This is a genomic window from Streptococcus sanguinis (genome assembly GCF_020729725.1).
Taxonomy (GTDB): domain Bacteria; phylum Bacillota; class Bacilli; order Lactobacillales; family Streptococcaceae; genus Streptococcus; species Streptococcus sanguinis_V.
In genome coordinates, this window is the sequence record NZ_JAJEPA010000005.1 from 686,525 (window position 1) to 700,697 (window position 14,173).

At 42.4% G+C, this 14,173-nt stretch carries 16 protein-coding genes; 6 read left to right on the forward strand and 10 right to left on the reverse strand.

Going from position 1 to position 14,173, the window contains the following annotated elements; all coding sequences use genetic code 11:
• The first annotated feature begins 58 nt into the window (after nt 1–58).
• Nucleotides 59–694 carry a histidine phosphatase family protein gene (locus tag K4I03_RS03335; RefSeq protein ID WP_227963729.1) on the forward strand — a complete coding sequence of 212 codons (636 nt, stop codon included), beginning with the start codon at nt 59–61 and terminating at the stop codon, nt 692–694.
• Nucleotides 695–794: 100 nt separating this feature from the next.
• Complete coding sequence (gene lysS / locus K4I03_RS03340) at nt 795–2,285, forward strand: lysine--tRNA ligase (protein WP_111675579.1); 1,491 nt, start codon at nt 795–797, stop codon at nt 2,283–2,285.
• Between the two features lie 98 nt (nt 2,286–2,383).
• On the opposite strand, the gene K4I03_RS03345 is transcribed toward lysS, so the two are convergent.
• Genes K4I03_RS03345 through K4I03_RS03355 form a run of 3 tightly spaced genes read right to left on the reverse strand, consistent with a single transcriptional unit; the run spans nt 2,384 to nt 5,497 of the window.
• Entirely contained in the window at nt 2,384–3,652 is a 1,269-nt protein-coding gene (locus K4I03_RS03345; protein ID WP_002903133.1) for an ABC transporter permease, read from the reverse strand.
• Nucleotides 3,652–4,350 (reverse strand): ABC transporter ATP-binding protein, encoded by a 699-nt coding sequence (locus tag K4I03_RS03350; RefSeq protein ID WP_227963730.1) that lies wholly within the window; start codon nt 4,348–4,350, stop codon nt 3,652–3,654. The genes K4I03_RS03345 and K4I03_RS03350 overlap by 1 nt, the downstream gene beginning before the upstream one ends.
• Nucleotides 4,334–5,497, reverse strand: coding sequence for an efflux RND transporter periplasmic adaptor subunit (locus K4I03_RS03355; protein WP_227963731.1), 1,164 nt, complete (start codon nt 5,495–5,497; stop codon nt 4,334–4,336). Before K4I03_RS03355 ends, K4I03_RS03350 begins: the two co-directional genes overlap by 17 nt.
• Before the next feature lie 209 nt (nt 5,498–5,706).
• Here K4I03_RS03355 and gorA point away from each other — a divergent pair, with 209 nt between their 5' ends.
• A complete protein-coding gene (gene gorA, locus K4I03_RS03360; RefSeq protein ID WP_227963732.1) occupies nt 5,707–7,056 on the forward strand; it encodes a glutathione-disulfide reductase in 1,350 nt (449 codons plus the stop codon).
• A gap of 365 nt (nt 7,057–7,421) precedes the next feature.
• On the opposite strand, the gene K4I03_RS03365 is transcribed toward gorA, so the two are convergent.
• Nucleotides 7,422–8,153, reverse strand: coding sequence for a cyclase family protein (locus tag K4I03_RS03365; RefSeq protein ID WP_227963733.1), 732 nt, complete (start codon nt 8,151–8,153; stop codon nt 7,422–7,424).
• A 471-nt stretch (nt 8,154–8,624) separates the two neighbouring features.
• Between K4I03_RS03365 and K4I03_RS03370 the strand changes: the two genes are divergently transcribed.
• Complete coding sequence (locus K4I03_RS03370) at nt 8,625–9,170, forward strand: biotin transporter BioY (protein ID WP_227963734.1); 546 nt, start codon at nt 8,625–8,627, stop codon at nt 9,168–9,170.
• Nucleotides 9,171–9,190: 20 nt separating this feature from the next.
• Here the strand turns inward: K4I03_RS03370 and K4I03_RS03375 are convergent, their stop codons facing one another.
• Nucleotides 9,191–9,406: a YdbC family protein gene (locus tag K4I03_RS03375; RefSeq protein WP_227963735.1), complete on the reverse strand. Its 216-nt coding sequence runs from the start codon at nt 9,404–9,406 to the stop codon at nt 9,191–9,193.
• Between the two features lie 90 nt (nt 9,407–9,496).
• On the opposite strand from K4I03_RS03375, the gene K4I03_RS03380 reads away from it, so the two are divergent.
• Nucleotides 9,497–9,853, forward strand: a complete 357-nt coding sequence (locus K4I03_RS03380) for a hypothetical protein (RefSeq protein ID WP_002899965.1) — start codon at nt 9,497–9,499, stop codon at nt 9,851–9,853.
• Nucleotides 9,854–9,879: 26 nt separating this feature from the next.
• Here K4I03_RS03380 and K4I03_RS03385 read toward each other — a convergent pair whose 3' ends face one another.
• From K4I03_RS03385 to K4I03_RS03395, 3 genes are all read right to left on the reverse strand, one after another.
• Nucleotides 9,880–10,203, reverse strand: a complete 324-nt coding sequence (locus tag K4I03_RS03385) for a CHY zinc finger protein (RefSeq protein ID WP_227963736.1) — start codon at nt 10,201–10,203, stop codon at nt 9,880–9,882.
• Between the two features lie 72 nt (nt 10,204–10,275).
• On the reverse strand, nt 10,276–11,562 hold the full coding sequence (locus tag K4I03_RS03390; RefSeq protein WP_227963737.1) for a peptidase U32 family protein: 1,287 nt from the start codon (nt 11,560–11,562) through the stop codon (nt 10,276–10,278).
• A 227-nt stretch (nt 11,563–11,789) separates the two neighbouring features.
• Nucleotides 11,790–12,719, reverse strand: a complete 930-nt coding sequence (locus K4I03_RS03395; RefSeq protein ID WP_049553350.1) for a peptidase U32 family protein — start codon at nt 12,717–12,719, stop codon at nt 11,790–11,792.
• Nucleotides 12,720–12,849: 130 nt separating this feature from the next.
• Here K4I03_RS03395 and K4I03_RS03400 point away from each other — a divergent pair, with 130 nt between their 5' ends.
• Nucleotides 12,850–13,152, forward strand: coding sequence for a DUF3270 family protein (locus K4I03_RS03400; RefSeq protein ID WP_002894977.1), 303 nt, complete (start codon nt 12,850–12,852; stop codon nt 13,150–13,152).
• A gap of 127 nt (nt 13,153–13,279) precedes the next feature.
• On the opposite strand, the gene K4I03_RS03405 is transcribed toward K4I03_RS03400, so the two are convergent.
• Nucleotides 13,280–13,759 carry a YtxH domain-containing protein gene (locus K4I03_RS03405; protein WP_227963738.1) on the reverse strand — a complete coding sequence of 160 codons (480 nt, stop codon included), beginning with the start codon at nt 13,757–13,759 and terminating at the stop codon, nt 13,280–13,282.
• 15 nt (nt 13,760–13,774) lie between these two features.
• Complete coding sequence (locus tag K4I03_RS03410) at nt 13,775–14,173, reverse strand: DUF948 domain-containing protein (RefSeq protein WP_002894975.1); 399 nt, start codon at nt 14,171–14,173, stop codon at nt 13,775–13,777.

The following is a 14,173-nucleotide window of genomic DNA, read 5'->3' on the forward strand; positions in this document are numbered from 1 at the left end:
TCAATACTGCACCTAATATTCTCAATAAACCCTAATAAGAAAGAAACAATCAACCACTATGAAATTATACTTTGTCCGACACGGAAGAACGGAATGGAATCAGGAAGGCCGCTTTCAGGGAGCCAGCGGTGATTCGCCACTGCTGCCAACCGCCGTTGAAGAACTGCATACCCTAGGAAAACATCTGGCTCAGACACAATTTGGAAAAATTTTCAGCAGCGACCTCCCACGCGCCATTCGCTCTGCTGAGATTATTCAAGAAGAAAGCCAGTTTCCGACTGAAATCGTATCAGTACCTGAACTGCGAGAATGGCAGTTGGGAAAACTAGAAGGCGCAAAAATTTCTACCATTGAAGCCATCTATCCACATCAGATGGCTGCCTTCCGCCACAACCTTTCGCAATTTAATCATACTTTTTTTGACGCTGAGTCGGTTTATCATACAACCCACCGGACCATTTCCTTTATCAAGACCTTAAAGGACAAGAACTATGAACAAGTGCTCATTGTCGGGCACGGAGCCAACTTAACCGCCAGCATCCGAACCATGCTGGGCTATGACACACCTCTCCTGCGCAAGAATGGCGGTCTGACCAATGCCAGTATCACCATTCTTGAAACAAAAGACTTTGAGAATTTTGAGCTGATCACTTGGAATAATACGGATTACTTACTTAAAAAGGCAGAAAATTAAAGCTGGATTTCTAGCTTTTTTTCTTACTTTATAGCCAAATATAGATGAATTTCCCTATCTTTTGTGATAAAATAGGTAGGAAAACTTTTGGAGGAAAAACATGACTACTGAACATATTGAGGAATTAAACGACCAGCAGATTATCCGCCGTGAAAAAATGGCTGCGCTGGCTGAGCAGGGAATTGACCCTTTTGGCAAACGCTTTGAGCGGACTGCTAACTCTGCTCAACTAAAAGAAAAATACAACGATAAAGATAAAGAAGAATTAAACGAGCTCAATGAAACAGCTATTATCGCTGGCCGTCTCATGACCAAGCGCGGCAAAGGAAAGGTTGGCTTTGCTCACATCCAAGACCGTGAAGGCCAAATCCAGATTTATGTGCGTAAAGATGCTGTTGGTGAAGAAAATTATGAAATCTTCAAAAAGGCGGACTTAGGGGATTTCCTCGGTATCGAAGGTGAGATTATGCGGACGGATATGGGGGAGCTTTCTATCAAGGCAACCCACCTTACTCATTTGTCTAAGGCTCTGCGTCCCCTACCTGAAAAATTCCACGGCCTGACAGATGTCGAAACCATCTACCGCAAGCGTTATTTGGATTTAATTTCCAACCGCGAAAGCTTTGAACGCTTTGTCACTCGTTCAAAAATCATCTCAGAAATCCGTCGTTACTTGGATGGACAAGGCTTCCTTGAAGTTGAAACTCCTGTTCTCCACAATGAGGCAGGCGGTGCTGCTGCCCGTCCATTTATCACCCACCACAATGCCCAAAATATTGACATGGTACTGCGGATTGCAACCGAGCTTCACCTTAAACGTCTTATCGTTGGCGGTATGGAGCGAGTTTATGAGATTGGCCGTATCTTCCGTAACGAAGGAATGGACGCAACTCACAATCCAGAGTTCACTTCCATCGAGGTTTACCAAGCCTATGCAGATTTCCAAGATATCATGGACTTGACTGAAGGTATTATCCAACATGCTGCTGTCTCTGTAAATGGAGATGGACCAGTCAACTACCAAGGAACTGAAATCAAGATCAATGAACCATTTAAACGCGTTCACATGGTTGACGCCATCAAGGAAATTACTGGAGTTGATTTCTGGCAAGATATGAGTTTTGAAGAAGCTACTGCCTTGGCTCAGGAAAAGAAAGTTCCGCTTGAAAAGCACTTCACCGAAGTTGGCCATGTTATCAATGCTTTCTTTGAAGAATTTGTGGAAGAAACCTTGATTCAGCCAACCTTTGTCTACGGTCACCCTGTAGCAGTATCACCTCTGGCTAAGAAAAATCCAGAAGATCCACGCTTCACGGACCGTTTCGAGCTCTTCATCATGACCAAAGAGTATGCCAACGCCTTCACAGAGTTGAACGATCCAATCGATCAATTATCTCGTTTTGAAGCACAGGCAAAAGCCAAAGAACTGGGGGATGACGAAGCAACTGGCATTGACTATGACTTTGTCGAAGCTCTGGAATACGGTATGCCACCAACTGGAGGTCTAGGAATCGGTATCGACCGGCTGGTTATGTTACTAACAGACGTGACTACCATTCGTGATGTCTTGCTTTTCCCAACGATGAAATAATCTGTATTTTATAGGATATTAAGAAAACAAATCCTGCTGAAATTCCAGCAGGATTTTTACATCACAAAAAAGTCTGGGAAACCAGACTTTTTGTTGTATTATTCATATCTCAGTGCTTCAATTGGATCTAGTTTAGAGGCCTTGTTGGCCGGTAGGATACCGAAGAGAACACCGATAGTCGCTGAAAAAAGAAGACTAATGATGCTGACTGTGAGTGATACTGTCACTGGAGTTCCTTCCAGCATTTGACTCATAGCCGAGCCCAGTACAGACGCAAGTCCTGCAGCTAGAACCAGTCCAATCAAACCACCAATCAGTGTCAAAATCATAGACTCAATCAAAAATTGCATCAGTATGTTGCCACGTGTTGCTCCCAGAGCTTTTCGCAGACCGATTTCACGAGTCCGCTCAGTGACCGATACCAGCATGATATTCATAACGCCGATACCACCAACAAAGAGAGAGATTCCGGCAATGGCTCCGATAACACCTGTCATAGCACCATAAATATTTTGCACTTCCTGATAGAGAGCACTATCATCTGTCACTTGATATTCGCCCTGTTGGAGACCAGCAATTTCTGTTAATTTCTTGGCAACCTTAGGGCCAAGTTCTGGGACCAAGCTGGTATCATTCACTCGGAGAACAATCTCTGAAATTTCATCTACTCCAAAGTTTGCAGCTATAAGAGTATTGGTCGTAATGGCATTACCACCATAGACCTGCATGGAGCCAGATGCAGCAGCAGTTTCAGGATCTCTATAAACCCCAATCACCCGATAGTTACTTGCACCCACTGTCACAATTTTATTGATTGCCTCTTCAGCGGAAGAAAAGAGGTTCGCAGCCAGATCTTCGTCCAGCAGCACAACACTGGCAAAGCCTTGATAGTCTTGCTGCCTCAGAGCGCGACCAGCAATTATTTTGTATTTTTTCACCTGAATATAGGTCATGTTTGCACCGACAAAGTTGACGCGCTCAGCCTGCTTATTTTCGTAGCTAAAGGTTTCCATAGCTGAGTTGGTCACATAGTAGCCGTCCACTCCCTTGATATGGGTCAATTCCTTAACCCATGCTTCCTGAGCCTTGGGTGGTTCCACCACTTCTTCGCTTTCATCTTCCACATTTACAGAATAGAGATCAGCCGTTTGTGTATAGGAGCCATCCTTGCTCTTTTTAGGAGAAAAGACGAGACGCATGTTTTTCTGACTTTTGGTAAAACTCTCATTGACCCGTCGGGTAATGGAATCTCCTAAGGCCATTATAACCACAACCGAAGCCACTCCGATAATAATCCCAATCATGGTCAGGAAAGACCGCATCTTGTGTCCAAGAATGGAGCTAATGGCAAATTTCCAGTTTTGCATTAGACTAGTCCTCCTTCCTTAGCGCTATCAGATGAGATGACACCGTCACGAATGACAATTTGCCGTTTGGCATAGGCCGCAATCTCAGGCTCGTGAGTTACCATGATAATGGTTTTCCCTTCTCGATTGAGCTCAGTTAAGAGCTCCATAATCTGCTCACCAGTCTTGGTATCCAAGGCTCCTGTTGGTTCGTCAGCCAGAATCAGAGAAGGATTATTGACCAAAGCACGCGCAATGGCAACCCGCTGCTTCTGTCCTCCGGAAAGCTCTGAAGGCAGGTGATGCATCCGCGTGTCTAGCTCCACCTTGGTCAGAAACTGCTCGGCCAAGGACTTGCGCTTAGACAGACCGACACCTGCATAGATCAAGGGCAGCTCCACATTTTGCAAGGCATTAAGCTTAGACAAGAGAAAGAACTGCTGGAAGACAAAGCCGATTTGCTTATTTCGAACCTTGGCCAGCTTCTTATCACCTAGCTTTGCGACTTCTTCGCTTCCCAGATGATATTCACCAGTGGTCGGACGATCCAGCATCCCAATGATATTCATCAGAGTAGACTTACCAGATCCAGACGGTCCCATGATAGCAACAAACTCGCCCTCTTCAACCTCCAGACTGATATCTCTTAATACCTGCAGTTCCTGGTCTCCATTGCGATAGCTCTTATTAATATTTTTTAACTCAATTAGCTTCTTCATAAGATTTCACCTCTTGACCGTCTTTCAAGCTATCTGTCGGATTGATGATAACTTTACTATCCTTTGTCAAACCAGATGAGATTTCTTGATTTTCAGCATCAGCATTTCCGAGCGTCACTTCTGTCTTCTTGGCAACTCCTTTTTCCAGGACCCAAACATAGTTCTTGTCCCCGTCCATTACCACACTGCTGACTGGTACAATGAGTCCCTGAGTATTGTTTTTAACTTCAATGTTGACAGAGAAACCTTGCTTGAGCTCACCAATCTCGCTGGTAATGTCAATTGTAAATGGATATTTAGAACCTGAAGCTGTTCCGCTACCACCAGTTCCAGATGGCTGAGCTGCTGCCTGCTGGCCGTCTTTCGGATAGTTGGAAATGTAGCTGATTTTACCAGTCCATTTCTTATCTGGGTAAACCTTTGATGTAATGGTCACTTCTTGACCGACAGACAAGTTAGCCAGGTTGTATTCGGACAATTCTCCCTTAATTTGCAGATTCCCATTGCTGACGATATGAACCAAGGTTTGAGTGGCACCAGTTGTTGATTTTGAAACATCGCGGTTGACTTCTACGACCGTACCATCTGCTGTGCTGGTTACTGTTAAGGCATTGAGAGTAGCTTGTGCTTTGTTCATATTATCAACTGCATCAGCTCGAGCATCGCGCAGGTCAGCTGCCTGAGACTCTACAGAACGCTGAGCCTGAGCTTCAGACGCCCCATCTGCTTCTTCATCGCCAGTAGTATTTACAGTCACACCATTGGTTTGCAAGTCATGCAATTGACGATCGGCTTTGCTCACCGCCCGAGCAGCTGCATCATAAGCAGCCTGAGCCTCTGCACTTTTATAAGTAACCAATGCTTGACCAGCAGTCACTTGGTCACCGACATTGACCAGTACATTTTCCAAGTCACCCTTAGTGCTGTCATAGTAGATATACTGCTCATTGCTGGCTGTAACATTGCCTGTCAGTAAGACTGAAGAAGCCACTGAGCCTTCCTTGGCCTTCTGAATCAGCGGAGTCGTATCGACCGGTGCCTCAGAAGGATTCCCTCCATTTAAAAACATGAAGAGAATTGCTCCTGCAACAACTGCAATCGTAGCTCCAATAATGCTAAATAATTGCCATTTCTTTAACTTTTTCATCTCTTTTCCTCCTCTTGATGAAAACGATTTTCTTTTGTTATATTATATCACAAGGCTATCATAATTCTTCTAAAAAAATTTACAGTTTTTCACAAATGGTTGCTATTTTATCTCAGATAGTCACTCCACTTAAATCCGTAGCAGATTTTTGCATTCACCTGCTAAAAAAGGTACAATTACCTCATATAATAGAAGGAGATTCTGACAAAATGAAAGAATTTGATATGATTGCTATTGGCGGTGGCAGCGGGGGAATTGCTACCATGAATCGGGCCGGCGAATATGGTGCCAAGGTTGCCGTTATTGAAGAAAAGAAACTGGGTGGTACCTGTGTCAATGTCGGCTGTGTCCCAAAGAAGATTATGTGGTATGGTGCTCAAATCGCTGAAGCTATTCAGCATTATGGACCAGACTACGGCTTTACCTCTGATAATCAGGCTTTTGATTTTGCTACCCTTCGGAAAAATCGCGAAGCTTATATTGACCGAGCACGTTCGTCCTACGATGGTAGCTTCAAGCGGAATGGGGTTGAGCTGATCGAAGGCCGTGCCCGCTTTGTAGATGCAAACACTGTCCAAGTCAACGGTGAACTTATTCGTGCCAAGCACATTGTCATCGCGACGGGTGCTCATGCAGCTATCCCCAATATCCCTGGCGCAGGCTACGGAGAGAATTCTGACGATGTCTTCGCTTGGGAAGAATTACCTGAATCTGTGGCTATTGTCGGAGCAGGCTATATAGCTGTTGAACTAGCTGGCGTGCTCCATGCTCTGGGAGTCAAAACAGACCTTTTTGTCCGTAAGGATCGACCACTGCGCAACTTTGACAGTTATCTGATTGACGGACTGCTCCAAGAAATGGAAAACTCTGGACTCCAGCTTCATACCCATAAGATTCCACAAAAGCTGGAAAAACTGCCTGATGGTCAGCTCAAGCTCTACTTTGAAGATGGCAGCAGTCACACAGCCCAGCATGTTATCTGGGCAATCGGTCGTAAGCCAAATGTTCAAGACCTCAATCTAGAAGCAGCTGGCGTCACTCTCAATGAACGTGGCTTCATAGCTGTAGATGAGTACCAAAACACTGTGGTTCCAGGTATCTATGCTCTAGGCGATGTAACAGGTGAAAAAGAATTAACTCCTGTTGCTATCAAGGCTGGACGAACCCTGTCTGAGCGTCTTTTCAATGGCAAAACAAATGCTAAGATGGACTACTCAACTATTCCAACTGTTGTCTTCTCCCATCCTGCTATTGGGACAGTCGGCCTAACTGAGGTAGAGGCTGTTAAGACTTACGGAGCTGAAAATATCCACGTTTACACATCTAGCTTCACATCCATGTATTCAGCTGTCACCCAGCACCGCCAACAAGCTAAGTTCAAGCTCATCACAGCTGGTGAGGATGAAAAGGTCGTTGGCCTGCACGGCATTGGCTATGGAGTAGACGAGATGATTCAAGGTTTCGCTGTTGCTATCAAGATGGGCGCTACCAAGGCTGACTTTGATGCTACAGTTGCTATTCACCCGACAGGTTCCGAAGAATTCGTGACCATGCGATAAAAAATTCAAAATCAGAAGAGGTTTGGTATTCCAGCCTCTTTTTGACTTCTGCTACCATTTTATAATAAAGATGATGACCGTTCCATAACCTAATCTTTCATTTTACTGACAATTCTTACATTTTTGTAAGATTGTAAATTTTAGCTATTTCAGGTTCATTTGATATCCCTTTGAAATATCCACTTAATGAAAGAAAGTCAGATTTTTTCAGACCATAAACTTCTACATCACTATTTTAAAAGATAATTATCAAATATCCATCAAGAAATATTAAAGAATTTCTAAAGATTATGAAAAACATGCTTTACTTGCTAATTTTTATAGACGACAAGGAGCCTGAAATGAAATCTCAGACTCCTTTTTCTTTATGGTAAAATAGCTACAGCTCTAACTGGTGAACCGCTGGCTTGATGCCAGTTGGGAAAACTAATCGAGATGAGAGCACCCTTAGCCGGCAGCTGATCCAGATTGGTCATAACTTCTAGCTGATAAATGTCCTGCTCCAAAAGATAGTATTCATTAAGCAATCCATGCTCTGCTGTAGGAATACCCGCATCTGTATCAAAGGTTTCGTGACCTACCGCCTTAACACCACGCTCATGGATAAGGAACTCTAGAGCATCCCGTCCCCACCCAGGAGTATGCTGAATCTCCTGATCATCCAGATTGCGCATAGCTGATTGACTCGGCCAACGCTTGGACCAGTCTGAGCGAAAAGCAACAAACGTTCCTGGCTCAATCTGCCCGTGCTCCGATTCAAAATCTAAAATATCCTGCTTGCCCAGAATAAAGTCTGGATTCTCTGCTACTTCCTTAGACTTATCAATAACTACCAAAGGCAGGAAAAGATCTTTTAGCTCAATCTCTTCCAACCAGCGACCGCCCTCCACAAAGTGAATCGGAGCATCAATATGAGTCCCGTACTGGCCAACTACAGAAAACTGCTGAACATGAAAACCGTCTTTCAAAGTGAAAATATCCTTCTTCTCCAAGGCAGGCAGAGCTGGAAAATGCGGACTATCTTCCTTGATCTGATGGGACAAGTTAACCCATTTTTTCTCCAGTAGTTCCTGATAAATTTTTAATAAATCTGTCATAGCCTTCTCCAATCTAGTCAGTCTTGCTTTGGGAAGATGTTGATTACGCACCCACACCTCTAGCAAAAACTCTTATTTACTATTGCATTATTATATCAATCAAAGTGTGCTGCTGCAATTCTTTACAGTTCTTTTAGATAATCCTTTTTTATTGAAAATAATATAGTTTAAAGCTATAGCTATTTTTTCTAATGAAACCTATTCAAGCATTGAAAATTTTGATATGATAGAACAAAGCAATCCAGAAACGAGGGAAACAGATGAGTAAAACGAAAAAGCTTCTTGCAGCCTTGGGCATCCTTTTCTTTAATATTTTTGGTCTTATCGCCTTCTTCGTCTTGCTCGTCAGAAGCAAGAAACGAAAATAAGAATCTGTCTGTATAATTGTCTCGTCCGATTAAGAAGGACTTGACTTTTTTTTATTTAGCTTTTAAAATAGTTACCATAAAATCAAAAAGAGGTTTACTATTTATGAACAAGAACAAAGCTTTTCTTCTTGCCCTCCCAGCTATCGGAGCTGCCTTCCTAGCTGTCCTATCCCAATTAACTATTTCCATTGGTCCCGTTCCCATCACGCTGCAGACTTTTGCTGTCGGTTTGATTGCAACGATTTTTAAACCACGCGAAGCGGTTCTGTCGGTCTTTATTTATCTGCTGCTGGGAGCTATTGGCCTACCAGTCTTTGCTGGAGGAAGCGGTGGTTTCCAGGCTCTCTTTGGCCCTAGCGCCGGCTATCTCTGGTTCTACTTACTCTTTGCCCTTGTAACATCCAGTCTGACCCATAAGGACAGTCCTTTCTATATGATTTTTATAGCCAATGTATTGGGTGATGCTCTCGTCTTTGTCGGTGGTATCCTAGGACTGCATTTCTTGGGAGGGCTTGATTTCTCTAAGTCAGTTGCGGTTGGCCTAACTCCTTTTATCCTGCCTGACTTGCTAAAAATGGTTTCCATCACCATGATCAGCATCCCTATTTTTAAGAGTCTGAAATTTCATCCCTACTTTTCAGAGAAATAGAAAAACTGATAGAGCTTTCTCTAGCAGTTTTTAAATGCATCCACGAGAACCTGGAATTCTTCATTGGAAAGTGTAATTCCCTTGCCCATTTTGCTGTGGTCTGGACTCCAAGTCCGAATATCATACTTAGCTGGTGCTCCATTAAAGCTAACGCGATTAAGCTCCTTGGTCCAGCCCTTGTCATTTTCAGATAGGACCAGAAGTTTTTCTTCGATTTCGAATGTAAATTCTGCCATATTTCACCTCTTGTTTTATTTTCCAACTAATAATTCGTAAAAGAATTTACAATTTAGGGAATTTTGTTATATAATATATTGTAACAAGTTATGGAGATTTTAGCTATGAAAAAATATCTCGAAATGATTTTACAAAGAGCCAACGAATTTATCAGTGGTAAAAAGAATGAACAAGGACCAGAGGACAGCGGCCGCATTCTGCGTACCATCGAGCTAGCTCTGCGAAAACAATCTGGTGTCCACGTTATCTTTCTAGATAAAAGCTTCACTGGCGATATTGTTAAATACGATCGCGAGCGCCTGCAGCTGATTATCAAGAATTTCAAGAAAAGTATGACCACTATTATCCGCGTGCAGGACATAAAGCGAATCAGTCTCGTACCCAATAATATCCGTGAAGCCCAAAAGAAAGACATTCGCATCACCAACCGTCGTTTCAAAAGATAACTCTTCCATCCAGTTGGATGGAAGAGTTATTTGTTTGTCTGAAAATAAATAGAACGATGATTCTTGCATCCTGGATTAAAAGGATGAGCGCAGATAGGACAAGCATCCTCACAGCCAAGATACTGAGAAATAGTCAGCTCCGTCCTGCAATGACCACAAAGAACTACTCGATCTTCTGACCGACTCACAGGATAGGCCAGAAAAACATGATCTTCGTAGCGGTCATGACAGAGAAAGCAAGGATAGTATTTCTGACAAGCAAAGCACTTAAGAGCTACGATATCTTTCTCACTATGATAATGCTGGCAGCGAGTCTCCTCATCAAGAATATCTCCGTAAACCTGAATCATGCTACTTCCTCTCTGATAACCTCTATTCATAAAGATGGCTTTTAGATTAAAAAGCCACCTATGAATATAAGATTAAGCTCGGACGGTCACACTAGTGCCATCTTCCTTATAAAGATTAATCAAGCCTTCCTTTCGAGCCCGCACCATATCGCCAGCCTCTACGGGCTGCTCCAAGTGAATGGTCAGAAGCTCCATCGGATTAGGAGCCCGATCAATTTTGTTACCATCAGCATCACGAAGGTCTGCGATAAAGGTTTCAAAATGACGGAAGCCCGGTCCGTAAAATTCAACCTGATCCCCTTCGTGAATAACATTGCGCTGACGAATAGTCGCTGTCTGACTGTCTGCGTCATAGGCTACTACTTCTGCTACAAATTTGTATTCTGGAATCTTGCGTCGCGCTCCGAAAAGCTGCTCATTCTCTGTTGGAGTATGATAGTAAAATCCTGTGGCCAATTCACGTTGAGCAACCTTCCACATCTCATCGACCAAGTCCTGCTTGATAGCTTCAAACTTTTCAGGACTTTCTAGATAAGCATTTACAGCTGCTTTATAGCAGTTAGTCACCGTAGAAACGTAATGAATAGACTTCATCCGTCCCTCAATCTTCAAGCTATCCACTCCATTTTCAATCATATCTGGTATGCGATCAATCATGGACATATCAACTGCGGACATAGAAAATTCTTCTGGAACTTCCCCCTTCAAACTCTTACGTTCTTGTCCGAAAGGCATGTCGTAGAGATCGTATTTCCAACGGCAGGATTGTGAGCAGCCACCACGATTGGCATCGCGCATACTCATGTGGTTGGATAATGTACAACGTCCAGAGTAGGAAATACACATTGCTCCATGAACAAAGGCTTCTATTTCAACATCAGTCCGTCGGCGAATTTCTGCCAGTTCAGCCATAGAAACTTCGCGAGCTAGGACAACGCGAGTCAGTCCTAGATTTTTCCAGAACTCAAGCGTTTCATAGTTGGTCGCACTGGCCTGAGTCGACAGGTGGATTTCTAGACCAGGTGCTTCTGATGCTGCAATAGCAATCAAAGCTGGATCAGAAACAATGACAGCCGCAATCCCGATATCTCGCAAACGGCGGAACCACTCACCAGCTCCCTCTTCATTGCCCTCATGCATGACCATATTGGCCGCAACATAGACCTTAGCTCCATAACTAGCCGCAAACTGAACCCCTTCTTCCATCTGTTCAAAGGTAAAGTTCCCAGCCCGACTGCGCAGACCATAGGCCTGTCCGCCAATAAAAACAGCATCTGCTCCATATCGAACAGCTACTTTTAGCTTTTCCAAAGTACCAGCAGGTGATAACACCTCTGGTCGTTTCAACTTTCTTGCCATCATTTTCTCCTATTTGCAATATAAAAGTGTTGATGTCTAATCCTTATTATTTTATAGTAATTTACACCTAAAAGCAAGGTTCTTTGAATTATTTTCACAATTCTAATTTTTAGATTTTTCGAATTAATTCAAAAAATAGTTTGAAACATCTATTTTTTACTCCTGCTTTATCAAGCTTATTTTTGTTTTCAAAAAAGAACTCCTAAAAAGAGTTCTCGTTTCTAAATTTATTTTACCATATCGGGATCATAGTCATAAAATCCTGTATCGAGAAAACGATTTTTCGGATGCAGTTTATGAATCGCCTCATCCAGCACAAAGGCTTGATCTGAGCTAAACTTGCCTGCTTCAATCAAATCTCTCGCCTCTACAAAAATCTTAGCAATCTCAACAAAGTTGTGACCAGGTGTGTAGAGACCTTCCAACTTCCAGTTGCAGAAGCCATGGTCAACCAACTCTATCAGCTTGGTCATCAAATCCAAGTCATTATTGGCAAAAATATGAGTACCATGATTGTCCTCAAAAATCGAGTAATGACTCTGCGGATCGCTTGGTTCCGCCAGAAAGAGGTCTCGCTCCCGTGTCTTTTCATCATCGATATGAGTGAAATTATAATAATTCTGCAAAAGAGGACGCTTGGAGTGATGGATGACACTAGCCCCATAGACCAAGACTTCAGCAGGAATTTCCAGAATTTCTGGCATCTTAAAAAGCTCAGCAGAAGGAATCTCACGCGCTAGGACAGCTTCTGAAACTCCTGCGTTCTTAGCCCAAAAGTTAATCTGACGGCTACTGGTAACCATGGTCGATGCGTCGTAAATGGTTTTTAATTTGTAGCCATCTCGCTGCAGCACATAGAAAACACCAGCATCCCCAACGGTAATATAATCTGCCCCAATTTCCTGGAGAAAATCAAGATAGGGCTTGATATTATCCATCATTTCCTGATGCATGAGCGCGTTCACCGCAACGGTCAACTCTTTTCCTGCTTGGTGAACTAAGTCAGAAATTCGAGTTAATTCGTCTAAACTAAAATTATGAGGCAAACGAAGGCCATAATTTTTCTCACCGACATAAATTCGATCGACATTTGCCTCCAAAAGTTCTTCAACTTGTTCTATACTTTCAGCTGTTGCTGTAATAATTATCTTTTTCATACAACCATTATAGCAAAAAAATATAAAGGAGTGGTTTTTCATTCGAATTTATTCGTTTTGTAATCCTTTTGTAATATTTAAAACTGCAAAAAAATGGTAGAATTAGAGGGTACTGTAAGGAGAGAGAATTATGCACGTAAGAAAATACCAACAATATGATGACCCAACTGACTACTACTATCAAGAAATTGAATCTGAACAAACACCACTCTATCAAGAATACCTACCTGAAGCAGAAACATCACCAAGATTAAGTGAACTCTTTTTCTTCTTAAATATTGCTGTTTTCTGTGTCTTGACAGTTTTGTTTAGCTTTGTATTTTTGAGTTTAAAAATGAATACATTTATGTCCTTCACTTTGGCCATTGCTTCTAGCTTGATTAGCATTCAATCTTATCGCCTGTTCGCAAAGAAACGCCAAACTAGCAAATAAACCAACCTTGTGATTCTACGATTTTAAAATAAAAATATAAGAAAAACCGACGACGCTTTAAGTCCTCGGTTCTTTTTTTCGTTCTTGCAAACAAAGAAGACTAGCAATTTTGCTAATCTTCTTTGTTTTATTTTTCTTCTTGACTGTCTGTTTCAACAGCCTTTTCATCTTGACCTTCTGTCATTTCTGCTCCGAAGTCAATGATGATTTCTTCTGAAGGTTCCTCTTCTTCTTCGAAGATTACCGGTTCTTCCTCAGCAAAGCTGCTTTCTTCTTTATCAAATTTTTCTTTGATTTCATTAAACTTATCTTGTGAGTAGTCAACGACTGATTTTGTCGTTTCTTTGACAGATTCGATGACAGTTTCAGTTGTAATCTCGCCTTTCTCAACCTTTTCCTTGGTTTGTTGAATTGCGCTGACAGCTTGATTTGAAAAGTCTTTAGCAGACTGAACGACAGCTTCGTGGATATCATCAGGATTTTCTTGGTATTCCTTAACAAAGTCCCGAACCTTATCTGTCGTTTCCTTTCCTTTCTTACTGGTCAGAAAATAGGCAGCAGCTGCACCTGTAACGGCGCCCAATAACAGTGATGAAAATTTTCCCATAATAGACCTTCTTTCTTATTTTTTAAACAATTTTGAAGCAAAACGCAAAGCAGACAAACCAGCTGTTGTCTTGACAGATCCCTTGCCAACAGACACAGCTTTTTTACTCAGCGTGCGCGCCTGAACGTTTAAATCTGAAACAGACTCAGACAGGTCCGCTACAGCTGTAAACAAAGGATCAATAGTTGCGACTTTTTGATTGATGTCGTCAGTTAAGACATTGACCTTGGCCAGCAAATCATTGGTTTGGTGAAGGGTCACGTTGACATCAGAAGTCAAGACCTTAATGGTATTTTCTGTTTCATCTAGCATCTTACCAGCTTTCTCGCCCAGATTTTTGACTGTTATCGTCAAGTAAATCACGAAGATAATAAGGGCAACTGCCAGTAAAGCATAAGCAATTTCAATTATCAT

What these genes read in the sequence shown, in the direction of transcription:
- K4I03_RS03380 (WP_002899965.1), top strand. Translation starts at nt 9,497, where the DNA reads ATGGAGATTTTAGCTATGAAAAAATATCTCGAAATGATTTTACAAAGA.
- lysS (WP_111675579.1), top strand. Translation starts at nt 795, where the DNA reads ATGACTACTGAACATATTGAGGAATTAAACGACCAGCAGATTATCCGC.
- K4I03_RS03345 (WP_002903133.1), bottom strand. Translation starts at nt 3,652, where the DNA reads ATGCAAAACTGGAAATTTGCCATTAGCTCCATTCTTGGACACAAGATG.
- K4I03_RS03365 (WP_227963733.1), bottom strand. Translation starts at nt 8,153, where the DNA reads ATGACAGATTTATTAAAAATTTATCAGGAACTACTGGAGAAAAAATGG.
- K4I03_RS03370 (WP_227963734.1), top strand. Translation starts at nt 8,625, where the DNA reads ATGAACAAGAACAAAGCTTTTCTTCTTGCCCTCCCAGCTATCGGAGCT.
- K4I03_RS03375 (WP_227963735.1), bottom strand. Translation starts at nt 9,406, where the DNA reads ATGGCAGAATTTACATTCGAAATCGAAGAAAAACTTCTGGTCCTATCT.
- K4I03_RS03405 (WP_227963738.1), bottom strand. Translation starts at nt 13,759, where the DNA reads ATGGGAAAATTTTCATCACTGTTATTGGGCGCCGTTACAGGTGCAGCT.
- K4I03_RS03335 (WP_227963729.1), top strand. Translation starts at nt 59, where the DNA reads ATGAAATTATACTTTGTCCGACACGGAAGAACGGAATGGAATCAGGAA.
- K4I03_RS03355 (WP_227963731.1), bottom strand. Translation starts at nt 5,497, where the DNA reads ATGAAAAAGTTAAAGAAATGGCAATTATTTAGCATTATTGGAGCTACG.
- gorA (WP_227963732.1), top strand. Translation starts at nt 5,707, where the DNA reads ATGAAAGAATTTGATATGATTGCTATTGGCGGTGGCAGCGGGGGAATT.
- K4I03_RS03410 (WP_002894975.1), bottom strand. Translation starts at nt 14,173, where the DNA reads ATGATAATTGAAATTGCTTATGCTTTACTGGCAGTTGCCCTTATTATC.
- K4I03_RS03385 (WP_227963736.1), bottom strand. Translation starts at nt 10,203, where the DNA reads ATGATTCAGGTTTACGGAGATATTCTTGATGAGGAGACTCGCTGCCAG.
- K4I03_RS03400 (WP_002894977.1), top strand. Translation starts at nt 12,850, where the DNA reads ATGCACGTAAGAAAATACCAACAATATGATGACCCAACTGACTACTAC.
- K4I03_RS03390 (WP_227963737.1), bottom strand. Translation starts at nt 11,562, where the DNA reads ATGGCAAGAAAGTTGAAACGACCAGAGGTGTTATCACCTGCTGGTACT.
- K4I03_RS03395 (WP_049553350.1), bottom strand. Translation starts at nt 12,719, where the DNA reads ATGAAAAAGATAATTATTACAGCAACAGCTGAAAGTATAGAACAAGTT.
- K4I03_RS03350 (WP_227963730.1), bottom strand. Translation starts at nt 4,350, where the DNA reads ATGAAGAAGCTAATTGAGTTAAAAAATATTAATAAGAGCTATCGCAAT.